Source organism: Mycobacterium angelicum (assembly GCF_002086155.1).
Classification (GTDB): domain Bacteria; phylum Actinomycetota; class Actinomycetes; order Mycobacteriales; family Mycobacteriaceae; genus Mycobacterium; species Mycobacterium angelicum.
The window spans coordinates 1-15,159 of the sequence record NZ_MVHE01000019.1; the positions used below are offsets into that span (position 1 = coordinate 1).

A 15,159-nucleotide genomic window follows, 5' to 3' on the forward strand; every position below is an offset into this window, starting at 1 on the left:
CGCCGCCGGCCCCGCCGTTGCCGTAGAGCCAGCCGCCGGCGCCGCCGTTGCCGCCCGGGGTGGTGGCGTTGGCGCCATCGCCGATGAGGGCGCGCCCGGTCAGCGCGACCGACGGGGCATTGATCGCGTCGAGCAGTGCCTGGATCGGCGAGGCGTTGGCGGCTTCGGCGCTCGCATAGGCGCCCGCGCCGCCGGTCAGGGCTTGCACGAATTGGCTGTGGAACGTCGACATCTGCGCACTGAGCGCTTGGTACTCGCGCGCATGTGTGCCGAACAAGCCCGCAATCGCCGCCGACACCTCATCGGCAGCGGCGGCGGCCAGCGGGGTTGTGCTGACGGCGGCAACAAGATTAGCCGCGTCGATGTTCGCACCGATATCCGCCAAATCTGTTGCGGCAGCTGCCAACATCTCCGGGACGGCAATAAGGTAAGTCATGGCAGAACCTTCCTGCGGCTCGTCACGACTCGGCTATTGCCGGCTGATAAAGAAACCAATAGTTTGCGGTGACGAGCTTGGCCTTGACACCAAACGTTGTCAGACGAGCTTTGAATAAATGCTGAACCGATGTTGAATCCACTGGTCAACGGCATATAACGGGCGTGTGTAAGAGTCTTGACGGCGTCACCGGAATCGTTGGCGTGCCGCATGAGGTGTCCGAGAAATTGTAGAACGATATTCCAGTAAATGCGTTGTATTGCAAACGGATTGAACCGCGACACGCCGCTGAGTCTGGTTGCTGCGCCGCCTTCGTAGCGATAAGTTCTGTCGCCACAACTAAATAGCGCGAGCCAGAGTGCAGGCGAATTCGAAACGAAGCGTAAGTGATACGAAAAGCAAAGGGAGTGAATAGAAGTGAAGAATCGCCTGATATCTGTCATCGGTGTAACCGCACTCGTTCCCAGCCTTCCGGTCGTCCTACCGATTGCCACGGCACATGCACATGGCTATATCGCGACGCCGGCCAGCCGGCAGGCGCAATGCGCCCAGGGACTCGTCCAGTCGAAGGCCCCAAGGACTTCACAGCTGCAGCCCCACACCGCCTACGACCCAACCTGGACCCTGGCCGCCACACCCGCTCTGTGGAAGGAGGCCTGACCGTCCGTCTCGGCTGCCCGTAACCTGTAGCGGGTGGTCGACGACAGGCACGGGCGCAGCGATAAGCAACGACCGCGATCGGGTTCCGGCGGCGCGCCGCGGCGCGGTCCACGGCGCGAGCGTGATGCCTCGTGGTCGGGCCCCGGCCGCGCCCGACCAGTGCAGCCGCAGCAGGCCGGCGGCGACAAACCCCCCGCAGACGGGCCGGCGATTCCGCAGGGGGTGGACGCGCGGCAGTTGGCGCCCGAAATCAGGCGTGAGTTGAGCACATTGGACCGGGCCACCGCCGACACCGTGGCGCGGCACCTGGTGGCCGCCGGCACCCTCCTCGACGACGACCCGGAAGCCGCCCTGAACCATGCCCGCGCGGCCCGGGCTCGGTCCTCCCGAATCGCCGCGATTCGGGAGGCGGTCGGAATCGCGGCCTATCACTGTGGCGATTGGGCTCAGGCGCTGGCCGAACTGCGGGCCGCGCGCAGGATGGGCAGCAAGTCGTCGCTATTGGCGCTCATAGCGGATTGCGAACGCGGCCTTGGGCGCCCCGAACGTGCCATCGAACTTGCCCGCGGCCCAGAGGCGGCGCAGCTCAGCGGTGACGACGCCGACGAACTGCGCATCGTCGCGGCCGGCGCGCGTGCCGATCTCGGCCAGCTGGAGCAGGCGCTGACGGTGTTGTCCACTCCGCAGCTGGATCCAGCCCGCACCGGTTCCACAGCCGCGCGCTTGTTCTACGCCTACGCCGACACGCTGCTGGCATTGGACCGCAGCCAAGAGGCGCTGCAGTGGTTTCTGCGCTCCGCGGCAGCCGACATCGACGGTGTTACCGACGCCGAGGACCGGCTGGACGAGCTGGGCTCGGCGGACGAAAAGTGAAAACGATTGCGCAACAATATGATTGCCTGCTCATCGACCTGGACGGGACGGTGTTTCGCGGCCGCGAAACCACCACTGGCGCGGTGGAATCGCTGGACGCGGTAACCGCCCGCAAGCTGTTCGTCACCAACAACGCCTCGCGCAGCGCCGACGAGGTCGCGAGCCATCTGGGCGACCTAGGCTTCACCGCGACCGGCGAGGACGTCGTCACCAGCGCCCAAAGTGCCGCTCACCTGCTGGCCGCACAGCTACCAGCCGAGGCCAAAGTGCTAGTCGTCGGCACCGATGCGCTGGCCAATGAGATCAGCGCTGTCGGGCTGCGTCCGGTGCGCGCGCACGACGACGAACCGGTAGCGGTGGTGCAGGGTCTGTCGATGACGATCGGGTGGGCTGAGCTTGCCGAGGCGGCCCTGGCCATTCGGGCCGGTGCGCTCTGGGTGGCCGCCAATATCGACCCGACGTTGCCCACCGAGCGGGGTCTGCTGCCGGGCAATGGGTCCTTCGTGGCCGCGCTGCGAACTGCCACCGGCGCCGAGCCGCAAGTGGCGGGCAAGCCGGCTCCGCAACTGATGAAAGATGCGGTGGGACGCGGCGATTTCAGCGCGCCCCTGGTCATCGGCGACCGGCTGGACACCGACATCGAGGGCGCCAACGCCGCGGGGTTGCCCAGCCTGATGGTGCTCACCGGGGTGAATACCGCGCGCGATGCCGTGTACGCCGAACCCGCGCGGCGGCCCACTTATATCGGCCGGGACCTGCGCAGCCTGCATCAGGACGGCGAACTGCTTAAGGTGGCACCGCAGCCGGGCTGGCACGTCGACATCAACGGCGGCACGCTGACGGTCAGCGCCAACGGCGACCCGGACGATGAGCTGTCGATCGTGCGTGCCGTCGCCAACGCGGTGTGGGACGCCGCGATCGACGGACAGACACCGAGCATCGAACCCGGCGACGAGCAGGCCCGCGACGCCCTGGGGCGCTGGTCGATGATGCGTACCGACTAGCCGCCCACTAGCGTAGGAGCGCAATGACTATCGATCCTGACGAGATTCGCGCGGAAATCGAATCCCTGCTCGCCCAGTTGCCCGAGGCCACTGACGGCGAGAACGGACCGTCTCTGGCCGAACTGGAAGACATCGCCCGACGTCTCTCCGAGGCGCACGACGTGCTGTTGGCTGCCTTGGAGTCGGCGGAGAAGGGCTGAGGGCGCGCATGTCTCGGCGTGCCCGCGTTGACGCCGAACTGGTTCGGCGGGGCCTGGCACGATCCCGGCAGCAGGCCGCGGAGCTGATCGGCGCCGGCAAGGTGCGCATCGACGGCCTGCCGGCGGTCAAGCCCGCCACCGCGGTGGCGGTCACCGCGAACCTGACCGTGGCGGCCGAGGAACGCAGCTGGGTTTCCCGCGGAGCCCACAAGCTCATCGGCGCCCTAGACGCCTTCGATATCCCGGTGGCAGGACGGCGCTGCCTGGACGCGGGCGCATCGACCGGTGGCTTCACCGAAGTCCTGCTGGACCGGGGTGCCGCCGAAGTGGTTGCCGCCGACGTCGGTTACGGCCAGCTGGCGTGGTCGTTGCGCAGCGATCCGCGGGTGGTGGTTGTCGAGCGGACCAACGCGCGCGAGTTGACCCCCGAGGCGATCGGCGGGCCCTGCGACTTGCTGGTCGCCGACCTCTCCTTCATCTCGCTGGCGACCGTATTGCCCGCTCTGACTGGATGCGCTGCGCCGGGCGCCGATATCGTTCCCATGGTGAAGCCGCAGTTTGAGGTAGGAAAAGGCCAGGTCGGCACCGGCGGGGTGGTGCATGACCCGCAGTTGCGCATCGACTCGGTGCTCGCCGTAGCCCAGCGTGGCCAGGAGTTGGGATGGCACACCGTCGGCGTGACCGCCAGTCCGCTGCCGGGCCCGTCGGGCAACGTCGAATACTTCCTGTGGCTGCGTGCCCAAACCGATCGTGGCCTGTCGGGTGATGCGCTGGCAGCCGCCGTGCAGCGGGCCGTGTTGGAGGGACCGCGGTGACCGAAGAACGTACCGTGCTGCTGGTCGTGCACACCGGGCGCGATGAAGCGACCGAGACCGCCCGCCGGGTGGAGAAGGTGTTGAGCGACAAAGGGATTGCGCTGCGTGCGCTGTCGGCAGAGGCGGTCGACCGCGGCGGTGTACGGTCGGGTCCCGACGATATGCGCGGGCGCGGCGTCGGAATCGATCTCGTCGACGCCGACCCGCACGCGGCCGAGGGTTGTGAACTGGTGCTGGTCCTCGGTGGCGACGGAACATTCCTGCGTGCCGCCGAATTAGCCCGCAACGTCGGAATTCCGGTATTGGGGGTAAACCTGGGCCGGATCGGCTTCTTGGCCGAAGCCGAGGCTGAGGCCATCGACGCGGTGCTCGAACACGTTGTCGCACAAGACTATCGGGTGGAAGAGCGGCTGACCCTGGACGTCGTGGTACGCCAGGGGGGCCGCATCGTCGATCAGGGCTGGGCACTCAACGAAGCCAGCCTGGAGAAGGGTCCGCGGCTGGGCGTTCTCGGGGTTGTCGTCGAGATCGACGGCCGCCCGGTTTCGACGTTCGGCTGCGACGGCGTGCTGATATCGACGCCCACCGGTTCCACCGCCTACGCGTTCTCTGCGGGCGGACCGGTGTTGTGGCCCGACCTGGAAGCAATCCTGGTGGTGCCCAACAACGCTCACGCACTGTTCGGCCGGCCGATGGTCACCAGTCCCGATGCCGCGATCGCGATCGAAATCGAGGCCGGCGGTCACGATGCCCTGGTGTTCTGCGACGGCCGGCGTGAAATGCCGGTCCCGGCCGGCAGCCGACTCGAGGTGACCCGCTGCGCCACGCCGGTCAAATGGGCACGACTGGACAGCGCGCCGTTCACCGACCGGCTGGTGAGCAAATTCCGCCTGCCGGTGACGGGTTGGCGCGGGCAGTAACTGGTGCTTACCGAAATTCGTATCGAGTCGCTGGGCGCCATCAGCGTCGCTACCGCCGAGTTCGATCGCGGCCTGACCGTGCTGACCGGCGAAACCGGAACCGGCAAAACCATGGTGGTCACCGGCCTGCACCTGCTCGGCGGCGCCCGCGCCGACGCCAACCGCGTGCGGTCGGGAGCCAGCCGAGCCGTTGTCGAAGGTCGTTTCACCACAAGCGATCTGGACGGCGCGGTGGCCGCACAGCTGGATACGATTCTGGATTCCTCGGGGGCCGAACGCGACGAGGACGGCAGCGTGATCGCGTCGCGCTCGGTCAGCCGCGACGGTCCGTCGCGCGCCTACCTCGGCGGTCGCAGCATTCCCGCCAAGTCGCTCAGCGGTTTCACCAACGAGCTGCTCGCCTTGCACGGCCAGAACGACCAGCTGCGGTTGATGCGCCCCGAGGAGCAGCGCGGCGCGCTGGACCGGTTTGCGGTCGCCGGCCCGGCGCTGGAGCGCTACCGCAAGCTGCGCGACGCGTGGCAGTCGGCCCGCCGCGATCTCGTCGACCGTCGCAACCGGACCCGCGAACTGGCCCAGGAGGCGGATCGGTTGCAGTTCGCGCTCAACGAGATCGACGCCGTCGACCCGCAACCGGGCGAGGACGAGTCCCTGGTCGCAGACATCGTTCGGCTCTCCGAACTGGACACGCTGCGCGAGGCCGCGTTGACCGCTCGGGCGGCGCTGAGTTCCGACGACGCGGAGGGCCTCAGCGCTTCCGACGGCCTGGGCCGCGCCAGGGCGGCCCTGGAATCCACCGACGACGCCGCGCTACAGGCGTTGGCCGAGCAGATCGGTCAGGCGCTGACGGTGGTGCTCGACGCCAGCGGCGAACTCGGCGACTACGTCGACGCGCTACCCGCCGATGCCAGCGCACTGGATGCCAAGCTGGCCCGGCAAGCTCAACTGCGCACCTTGACCCGCAAGTACGCCGCCGACATCGACGGTGTGCTGCGGTGGGCGACCGAGTCGCGCGATCGGTTGACCCAACTCGACATTTCCGAAGAGGGGCTGGCCGCGCTGAACCGCCGCGTCGACGATCTGGCGCTCGAATTAGGCCAAGCCGCAGTCGATCTCAGCAAGATTCGGCGTAAGGCCGCCAAGAAGCTGGCCAAAGAGGTCACTGCCGAGCTGTCCGGCCTGGCGATGGCCGACGCCGACTTCACCATCGGCGTGACGACGGATCCGGCCGACCGAGACGACCCCGCGGCACTGATCTTGCCGACGGGCGAACAGGCCCGGGCCGGCGCCGACGGCATCGACCAGGTCGAGTTCGGCTTTGCCGCACACCGCGGCATGACGGTGCTGCCGTTGGCCAAGAGCGCGTCCGGCGGCGAGCTGTCCCGGGTGATGCTGGCGCTCGAGGTCGTACTGGCCACTTCCCGGAAGGAGGGGGCCGGCACCACGATGGTGTTCGACGAGGTCGATGCCGGCGTCGGAGGCTGGGCGGCGGTGCAGATCGGGCGCCGGCTGGCCCGGCTGGCCCGTACCCACCAGGTCATCGTGGTCACCCACTTGCCCCAGGTCGCCGCCTACGCCGACGTGCACCTGATGGTGCAACCCAGCGGCAAGAACGGGGCCAGCGGCGTACGCCGCCTTTCCCACGACGAGCGGGTAGCCGAGCTGGCCCGGATGCTGGCCGGCCTGGGCGAGTCCGACAGTGGCCGCGCACACGCGCGCGAACTGCTCGATACCGCGCAGAACGACGACAACTAATCCGGCCCCGGCCCGGGCCAGGCGCCTTATTTCAAGGCGAGCTGATAGCGATAGTGATACTGATCCGCGACAGCTGCCAGGGCCGTGGGCGACGAAGGTTCGTTCCCGGCGAACGACATGACCATGCGCTCGACGAGGCGAGTATTCGAATCGACTATGTTGCCGACCGTCTCGTGCGAGGTTGTCGCTCCGGTAATCCAGAGATTCCTTCGTCCCTGGCACCGCTCCATCTTCTCGACAGCCCCGTCGCGAATGGCTTCTGACTGGAGCTGAGGTGAGTATTTCCAGCGGCATTGGCGAAGCACCTCGTTGACCACCGCGCCGTCGTCGAGGAGATCAGTCTCGAGTTGGCCGAGCAACTCGGCATCGCTCTGGCCGCCGTCACCGTATTGATAGCAAACATAGAGATCCGGACGTGTCTGAGACCGGGCACGCGCAACAGGAGTCTTGTCCCCGGTTCGGCGGGCCCCGGCGACCTGCCCCCGGAAGATGGCGACCCGGTCCTGTACGCGGTCTTCCCAGCAAATGGTATCCATGTCGTGGAACCACCCTTTGACATCGACGAGCGTGGTGACATAGGCCCGCCAGCGCAGGGTTTCCGAATCGATCGGATACGCCTGCCGCTCGGTTTCGTCGAACGGAAACCAGCCGGTGGCTTCGTCGAGTGGGGTGGAGATCACGAGGTGATCGAATTCGAAATCGCCCTGGTTGGTGTGGACGACGTAGCCGGCCTCGCGTCGGTCGACGCCGACCACCGTGTGTTCGAGGCGAACGTCGAGCTGGGCGGTCAGGTAGTTCCACAGCGGAAGCCAGCCGGGTGTGGGCTCCTTGACCTTGATCAGGCCGGTGGCAAAAAGAGCCGGGGTATTCCAGCGAAGTCCGTAAAGCGCCGGAACGGCGTCGAGCGATCCGTAACCCATGGTGCCCATCGAGCGAACCGCCAACCGGGTAACGACATCGAGCCCTCGCTCTGCGAGCCATCTGCCGAACGGTTCAGCAACCTCGTCGACCATGCGCCGGCCCGCGGTCCCGGCCGCATCGCTGGGCGCACCATGCAGATCCCAGTTATGGAAGACCCGCCAGTCGGCGACATATCGTCTGATTTGGGTGAGGGCGTCGAAAATCCCGGCTTTGCTGCCAATCACATAGTCTTTGAAATCTAAGACGTCGCCCATCGCAGTCGATATGCGCTGCTTTTCTACAGCAAACAAACCGATATCTGCTTTCTTCATCCACCTCTTCACGGTGGTATACCCAAGCGGTATGTAACACGCACCGAGTTCGTGCCCAATGCCGTTGTGCTGCAAGGTAAAACACTTGCCGCCGACACGATCCGCTCGCTCGATCACGGTGATATCGGCAAAGCCTTTCTCCGTGAGCAATCGAGCTAGCGAAAGGCCGCCGGGGCCAGCGCCGATGATCCCAATCCTAGGTGACATGCCGGCTGATGCTTCCAGCGCTTCTAAACAATTCCTCAACACTGGACCCGAACCAATAACGGCGCACCCTCGCCGGCCGCAAGCGCGTAGCGGGCGCGCTTTGTTGAGGAATTGTTTAGACGCATGTGAAGGATCGTGTTGTCCGTCACTTCGAGCACTAAAAGTGATGGGCGCCACAACTGTCGCGAATCGTAAGGGGCGAAGCGATGTGTGTAGGCGCGCAGCGACATCGGCTGGCAAAACGCCAGGGTGACACCAACCTATCCAATGCGGCGGCTTTTCGGCGTGGAATGCGTTGCGGTCGAACGATTCTGATCGGGCCGTTTAATCGTCGTCTCGGAACGATCGTTTCGCGGTGTTTGCCAGCTTCGGCAATTAGTCACGAGCACAGACAGTTGCCTGGAGAGCTGATTTGCTGTGGCCGGTCTTGGATGTCCTGGAGGGTGTCATGATGGCTCAGGTCGAGACGGTTACCGTCTTGTTCACCGACTTGGTCGATTCGACCGCGCTGGCCTCCCGGGTCGGTCCGGAGCGCGCCGAGGAGTTGCGGGTCGAGCATTTCCGGCTGTTGCGGGAAGCGGTCGTGGGGGCCAACGGTGTCGAGGTCAAGAACACCGGCGACGGGTTGATGGTGTCGCTGCCGTCGGCGGTGGCGGCTGTCGAATGCGCCCAGGCGATCCAGCAGCGTCATGAGCTGCGTAACCGTCGCGCCGCCGAACAGCTGTTGGTGCGGGTCGGAATCAGCATGGGCGATGCGACTCGCTCGGAGGGCGATGTGTTCGGCGTCCCGGTGGTGGAGGCGGCGCGGCTGTGCGCCAAGGCCAATCCGGGTCAAGTGTTGCTGTCCAACGTCACCCGGGTGATGGTCGGTCGTCGCGGCGAGCACACCTTTCGCTCGGTGGGCGACCTCGAACTCAAGGGGCTGCCCGAGCCGGTGGCGGCCTGCGAGCTGTTGTGGGCCTCGCTGGAGTCGGCGACCTCCCCATTGCCGCCGCGGCTGCAGGTGTTGCCGTTGACCGACTATGTGGGCCGCGAAGCCATCCGCGAGCGGCTGTCGGAGGTGTGCCAGCTCGCGATGGACGGCACCCGCCAGGTGGTGCTGATCAGCGGGGAGCCGGGAATCGGCAAGACCCGGTTGGCCATTCAGGTGGTCTCGGAGGCGCATGCCGATGGCGCGAATGTGCTTTTCGGGCATTGTGACGAGGAGCTGGCAGCCGCGTATCAGCCGTGGGTGCAGGCGTTGCGGGGGTTGATCGAGTACGCGCCGATCGAGGTGCTGGCCCGCCATGTGAGCGAGCACGGCGGTGAATTGTGCCGGCTGGTACCCGAGTTGGCGCGCCGGCTGCCCAATGTGCCGGCCCCTCGGGTCAGCGACCAGGCCACCGAGCGCTGCCTGTTGTTCGGGGCGGTCGTCGGGCTGCTGGAGTGCGCGGCCGCCCAAGGGCTGGTGGTGTTGCTGCTCGACGATCTGCATTGGTCCGATAAGCCTTCGCTGGCGCTGTTGAAGCACGTGGTGGCGCATCTGGTGCATGCCCGGCTGTTGGTTTTGGGCGCTTACCGCGAGAGCGACATCGACGCCGATCATCCGCTGAGTTCGTTGCTGGCCGACCTGCGCCGGGAACCCGCGGTGGAGTGGGTGGCCCTCGGGGGTTTGGCCCAGCGCGAAGTGGAGTCGCTGATTGCGGCCGCCGCGGGTCGACAGCTGACCGCCAAGGAGCTCAAGCTGGCCGAGGCGGTGTGTCTGGAAAGCGACGGCAACCCGTTTTTCGTCACCGAAATCCTGCGCGATCTCTTCGAGTCGGGGGGAGTGGAGCGCGCCGACGGCGGCCGCTATGTGGTGACCGCCGATATCGGAGAGCTCACCCTGCCGCGCAGTGTGCGCGATGTGATCACGCAGCGGATCCATCGGCTGGGTCCCGACGCCGTCAGCATTCTGGACGCCGCGGCGGTGATCGGTTTCGAGTTCGACCTGGAGTTGTTGTCGGTGGTCACCGGGCGTCGCGAGGACGACCTGCTGGCGGCGCTGGAGTCGGCGGTGGCCGGATCGCTGTTGCGGGAAAGCCCACAAACGTTGGGGCGCTTCGTATTCGCGCACGCGCTGATCAATCACACCCTCTGCGAGGACCTGAGCCGGACCCGGCGCGCGCGGCTGCATCGGCGCATCGCCCAAGCCATCGAGGACACTGCGGGGCAGAACATCGATGAGCGCTTCGGCGAGCTGGCCCACCACTGGGCCGCGGCCGGCCAGGCGGCCAGCTCGGCCAAGGCGATTTCCTATGCCCGGCGCGCCGGCGAGCGCGCCCTGGCACAGCTGGCCCCCGACGAGGCGCTGCGCTGGTTCGACCAGGCTCTCGACCAGCTGGCCACCGTGGGCGACGACAACACGGCCGAGCGCTGCGACCTGATGATCCTGATGGGCGAAGCCCAACGCCAGACCGGAGAACCGATCTATCGGGACACCTTGCTGGCCGCCGGCGAACTCGCCGCGCGGCTCGGCGACGGCGAGCGGATGGCCAAAGCGGCCATCGCCAACACCCGCGGCTGGCCGAGCAACGTCGTCGACGTCGACGCCGAGCGGGTCGCCGCGCTGCAGTCGGCCATCGAGGTGCTGCCCGCCGAGTCGCCGCATCGCCCCCTGCTGCTGGCGCAGTTGGCCGCCGAGGCCTGTGCCGCTTGGGATTTCACCACTCGGGTACGCCCGCTCATCGACGAAGCCCAGGAGTTGGCGCGTCAGAACTGCGACAAATACACACTGGCGCGGGTGCTGACGTTGGTCAGCGCGGCGCAGGTGGTACGGCCCGACCTCACTGCCGAGCGGCTGGGGCTCACCGCCGAGCTGCAGGCTCTGGCCGACGGGATCGATGACCCGCACCTGGGATGCATGGCCGCGGCGATGAGATTTTTCGCCACCGTCGAAATCGCCGACGGCGACCAAGCGCGCCAGTGCGCCCACCGGGTCTGGCAGCTCTCCGAGCGCACCGGTCAACCCTGGATGCGTTGGCTGGCACTGTTTTTGGCCACAGCGACCGCGGCGCTGGGCGGCCAAATCGAGCTCGCCGAGCAGCACGCCAGCGATGCGCTGGCAATCGGGATGGCCATCGGCTTTCCCGATGCGGTCTTTCTCTACAGCCCCCAGTTTCACTATCTGCGGTACGAACAGGACCGTCTCGACGAGGAAATCATCGACGCGAACATTCAGATGCGAAAAGTCGCGCCACGGCTGTCGTCGATTCCGGCCCGGCTCGCGTTCTACCTCACCGAAGTCGGGCGCCTGCCGGAGGCCGCCGAACTGCTCGACGAAGCCACCCAAGCCGGTCTGGGCTCGCTCAACCACGACGATCTGCGGCTGTATGCCCTGGCGCACTGGGGCCTGACCGCGGTGCGCGTCGGTAATCGCGATGCCGCCGCGGAAATCTATGACCTGCTCTACCCCTACCGCACCCAGCTGATTTACCCGGTGCCGATTGCCTTCTCCTCCGCCCACGCGATTCTGGGACACCTGGCGGGCGCGCTGGATCGTTACGACGACGCCGAACATCACTTCGCCGCCGCCACCGCGCTGCACGAGCGCATCGGTGCGCCGCTGTTCGAGGCACGCAACCTGCTCTATTGGGCCCAGATGCTGCTGACGCGAAACGCCGAGCAAGACACGCCCCGCGCAGTGGAGTTGCTGCACCTCGCCCGTGACACCGCCCGCGACTTAGGGGGAGCGGCAATCGTCAGGCAGACAACACATCTCATCGACGCCACCGAAGCAGTGCTGAACAGGAGTGGGTTATGACAGGCAGGATCGCACCGGCACGGGGGAGCGGTTGCACCGACACCGCCGACCGGGTCAGCGACAACGTTCGAAGCGCTGCCATCGTGGCGGCGGACACGGTTTCGGCCAACGGAGGACGCCAGCGGATCCGCAACCCGCGTGGGCCGCTCATCCGGCGCCGCCAGCCGTCGCCAACGGCGGTGTTGCTTGTCGCGGGCCTCGGTGCCGGTTTGGCTTTTCTGGACTCCACGATCGTCAACATCGCCTTCCCGGCCATCCAGCGGCACTTCCATAGTGGCGGCATCGGCACCGTGTCGTGGGTGCTCAATGCCTACAACATCGCGTTGGCTGCGGTCCTGGTGGCCGGCGGCCGGCTCGCCGACCTATTCGGGCGCAAGCGAATCTTCATCTACGGTGTCGTATTGTTCACGATCGCATCCGCTTTGTGCGCGGTGGCCGAAACCGTCGGAGAGTTGATTGCGTTCCGGGTGCTGCAGGGCGTTGGTGCCGCGGTCTTGGTACCGGCCTCGCTCGGGCTTGTCGTCGAGAGCTTGGACCCGGCGCACCGCGCGCGCGGCGTAGGCATGTGGAGCGCGGCAGCCGCGGTCGCAGCGGGCTTGGGCCCGCCGATCGGCGGTGCCCTGGTGCAGGCATTGAGCTGGCGCTGGGTCTTTCTGGTGAATCTGCCGCTGGGCATTGTGGCGGTGCTGGTGGCTCGGCGGAGTCTGGTCGAAAGCCGCGCCGCAGGGCGCCGGCGAGTGCCCGACTTGCGGGGTGCCGTGCTGCTGGCCATGGCGCTGGGGTTTATGACGTTCGGGTTGATCAAGGGTCCCGACTGGGGCTGGGGCAGCGTGGGCGTCATCGGTTCCCTGGTGGCCGCGACGGGTGCGATGGCCGGATTTGTCATCAGCTCGCGCAAGCACCCCACACCCTTGATAGAGCCGGCGTTCTTGCGTATCCGATCGTTCGTAGTCGGCAATACGCTAACGCTGATCGCCACCGCCGGGTTCTACGCCTATCTGCTGACCCACGTGTTGTTCCTGAACTACGTGTGGGGTTACAACCTGTTGCGAGCCGGCCTGGCGGTCGCTCCCGCCGCGTTCGTCGCGGCCGTCGTCGCCGCGGTGCTCGGCCGCGTCGCTGACCGTCATGGTTACCGCATCGTCATCGTCGCCGGTGCGCTGATCTGGGTGGCGAGTCTGCTCTGGTACATCGAACGGGTCGGATCAAAGCCCGATTTCCTGGGTGCCTGGCTGCCCGGCCAGATATTGCAGGGCATCGGGTTCGGCGCGACGTCGCCCATGCTCGGCGGTGCCGCGCTGGCCGGTTTGGCTGCCGGCGGCAGTTACGCCACCGCATCGGCGGTGGTGAGCAGTGCCCGCCAGATCGGTGCCGTGCTCGGCATCGCGCTGCTGGTGGTGGTGGTCGGTACACCGGCTCGCGGCGCCGCCGAAGAGGCGCTGCGACGTGGTTGGGTGCTGTCCGCGATCTGCTTTGCGGTCGTCGCGGTCGCAGCGGTGTTCTTCGGCCGTACCCGCCAGGTCACCGGCGACACGGTTGAGCGCGAGCCGGCGCCGCAGATCGATGTGCTGGGATCACGGTCGGCACCCCGGCACGCCGCGTCCGCCCCACTCCCGTCGGCCGCATCCAGCCAAGTGGATCCACTTCGGGGCTTGCCGCTGCTTGCCGGGCTGGGCCCGGCCGCCCTGGCCGAAGTGCGTAACTGCGCCGAGCACGTTGAGCTGCAGGCGGGCTCGTACCTCTTCCGGGCGGGTGAGGTGTCCGACGCGCTCTACGTGGTGCGCAACGGGCGCCTGCAGGTGCTGCGCGACGGCGTCGTGGTCACCGAGTTGGGTCGCGGCGAGGTCGTCGGCGAACTCGGATTGCTTATCGAGGCGCCGCGATCAGCCTCCATTCGCGCCGTGCGCGACTCCACGCTGCTGCGCCTGACCAAGGCCCAATTCGACAGGATTTCCGACGCGGGCGTCCTCGCGGCGCTGGTCAAAGCCTTGGCCACCCGGTTACACCGGGTGCCGCCACCCGCCGTCCCGCACATACCGGCACCCGAGGTGGTCATCGCCGTGATCGGTGTCGATCAACGGGCGCCGGTATCGATGGTGGCCACCCAGCTGTGTGCCGGGCTGGCGGGCCGGCTGAAGGTGGTCCACCCCAGCCGCGTCGACCGCGACGGCTTGGAACGCGCCGAGCAGGCCGCGGACAAGGTGTTGTTGCACGCGAAGGCCGACGACGCCGACTGGCGCGACTTCTGCCTGCGCGTCGCCGACCGGGTCGTGCTGGTGGCGGTCGACCCGGCCCCGCCGGCGCAACCCCTGCCGGCCCGAGCCGTCGGTGCCGACCTCGTGCTGGCCGGAGCGCCGGCAAGCCGGCAACACCGGCGGGCGTGGGAAGAATTGATCACACCGCGCTCGACGCATACGGTCCGCACCGCACACGCGACCGCCGACCTGCGTCCGCTCGCCGCACGCCTGGCCGGCCACTCGGTCGGACTGGTCCTCGCCGGCGGGGCCGCACGAGCCTTCGCCCACCTCGGGGTGCTCGAGGAACTGGAGGCCGGCGGTGTCAGGGTCGACCGCATCGCCGGCACCAGCTTCGGAGCGATCATTGCCGCGCTGTCCGCCATGGGGCTGGACGCAGCGGCCGTCGACGCTTACATCTACGAGTACTTCATCCGCAGCAGCCAGACCGATTACACCCTGCCGACCAAGGCGCTCTTCCGAGGGCGACGCACCATGACCGCCCTCTACGACGCCTACGGCACCCGGTTGGTGGAGGAGCTGCCCAAGCAATTCCGTTGCATCAGCGTCGATCTGCTGGCGCGCAAGGCCGTCGTGCATCGCAGCGGCGTGCTCGCCGAGGTGCTGGCCTGTTCGATGTCGCTACCGGGTCTTTACCCGCCCAAACGCTACGACGGCTCGCTGCATGTCGACGGTGGCGTGCTCGACAACCTGCCGGTGACCGCGCTGGATCGCAGGGACGGCCCGCTGATCGCGGTCAACATCGGCGCCGGACGAGCGGCGCAGTCCGGCGCGGCAACCACCAACGGGCGCCCTGTCCAGGTGCCGGCCATCGGCGACACCCTCATCCGCACCATGACGATCGGCAGCGCGATGGCCTCGACGACGGTGTTGGCGCAGGCCGACGTCGTCATCACGCCTGACACCAGTGGCATCGGCTTCGTCGAGTTCCACCAGATCGACCGCGCACGTGAGGCCGGCCGCGTCGCCGCTCGCGCGGTGATGCCGCAAATCTCGGCTCTGTTGCGCCGCTAAGTACGGG

The 15,159-nt window shown here is 67.2% G+C and carries 10 protein-coding genes; 8 read left to right on the top strand and 2 right to left on the bottom strand.

The features are described from left to right. Positions 1-436 (bottom strand): PE family protein (locus BST12_RS13895; RefSeq protein WP_139801671.1); only part of this gene is annotated, 436 nt, incomplete at its 3' end. Between the two features lie 819 nt (positions 437-1,255). Here BST12_RS13895 and BST12_RS13900 point away from each other — a divergent pair. From BST12_RS13900 to recN, 6 genes are read left to right on the top strand one after another with little or no spacing between them, the layout of a single operon-like run. Beyond that, on the top strand, positions 1,256-1,969 hold the full coding sequence (locus BST12_RS13900; protein ID WP_139801674.1) for a tetratricopeptide repeat protein: 714 nt from the start codon (positions 1,256-1,258) through the stop codon (positions 1,967-1,969). Continuing rightward, a complete protein-coding gene (locus BST12_RS13905; RefSeq protein WP_083113712.1) occupies positions 1,966-2,973 on the top strand; it encodes an HAD-IIA family hydrolase in 1,008 nt (335 codons plus the stop codon). Before BST12_RS13900 ends, BST12_RS13905 begins: the two co-directional genes overlap by 4 nt. 23 nt (positions 2,974-2,996) lie before the next feature. Further along, positions 2,997-3,173, top strand: coding sequence for a hypothetical protein (locus BST12_RS30870; RefSeq protein ID WP_139801672.1), 177 nt, complete (start codon positions 2,997-2,999; stop codon positions 3,171-3,173). Positions 3,174-3,181: 8 nt separating this feature from the next. Continuing rightward, a complete protein-coding gene (locus BST12_RS13910) occupies positions 3,182-3,988 on the top strand; it encodes a TlyA family RNA methyltransferase (RefSeq protein WP_083113713.1) in 807 nt (268 codons plus the stop codon). Beyond that, on the top strand, positions 3,985-4,908 hold the full coding sequence (locus tag BST12_RS13915; protein ID WP_083113714.1) for an NAD kinase: 924 nt from the start codon (positions 3,985-3,987) through the stop codon (positions 4,906-4,908). The genes BST12_RS13910 and BST12_RS13915 overlap by 4 nt, the downstream gene beginning before the upstream one ends. 3 nt (positions 4,909-4,911) lie before the next feature. Beyond that, positions 4,912-6,663 (top strand): DNA repair protein RecN, encoded by a 1,752-nt coding sequence (gene recN, locus BST12_RS13920; RefSeq protein ID WP_083113715.1) that lies wholly within the window; start codon positions 4,912-4,914, stop codon positions 6,661-6,663. A 26-nt stretch (positions 6,664-6,689) separates the two neighbouring features. Here the strand turns inward: recN and BST12_RS13925 are convergent, their stop codons facing one another. Next, positions 6,690-8,102, bottom strand: a complete 1,413-nt coding sequence (locus tag BST12_RS13925; protein ID WP_083113716.1) for an FAD-dependent oxidoreductase — start codon at positions 8,100-8,102, stop codon at positions 6,690-6,692. 451 nt (positions 8,103-8,553) lie between these two features. On the opposite strand from BST12_RS13925, the gene BST12_RS13930 reads away from it, so the two are divergent. Both BST12_RS13930 and BST12_RS13935 read left to right on the top strand, forming a co-directional pair. Further along, a complete protein-coding gene (locus BST12_RS13930) occupies positions 8,554-11,883 on the top strand; it encodes an ATP-binding protein (RefSeq protein WP_170062120.1) in 3,330 nt (1,109 codons plus the stop codon). Beyond that, the gene (locus tag BST12_RS13935) at positions 11,880-15,152 is read left to right on the top strand and encodes an MFS transporter (RefSeq protein ID WP_083113718.1); all 3,273 of its coding nucleotides are present in this window, start codon (positions 11,880-11,882) and stop codon (positions 15,150-15,152) included. The genes BST12_RS13930 and BST12_RS13935 overlap by 4 nt, the downstream gene beginning before the upstream one ends. Positions 15,153-15,159: the final 7 nt, after the last annotated feature.

Excerpts from the sequence above, each read along its gene's own strand:
- BST12_RS30870 (WP_139801672.1), top strand. The coding sequence starts at position 2,997 with ATGACTATCGATCCTGACGAGATTCGCGCGGAAATCGAATCCCTGCTC.
- BST12_RS13910 (WP_083113713.1), top strand. The coding sequence starts at position 3,182 with ATGTCTCGGCGTGCCCGCGTTGACGCCGAACTGGTTCGGCGGGGCCTG.
- BST12_RS13925 (WP_083113716.1), bottom strand. The coding sequence starts at position 8,102 with ATGTCACCTAGGATTGGGATCATCGGCGCTGGCCCCGGCGGCCTTTCG.
- BST12_RS13930 (WP_170062120.1), top strand. The coding sequence starts at position 8,554 with ATGGCTCAGGTCGAGACGGTTACCGTCTTGTTCACCGACTTGGTCGAT.
- BST12_RS13935 (WP_083113718.1), top strand. The coding sequence starts at position 11,880 with ATGACAGGCAGGATCGCACCGGCACGGGGGAGCGGTTGCACCGACACC.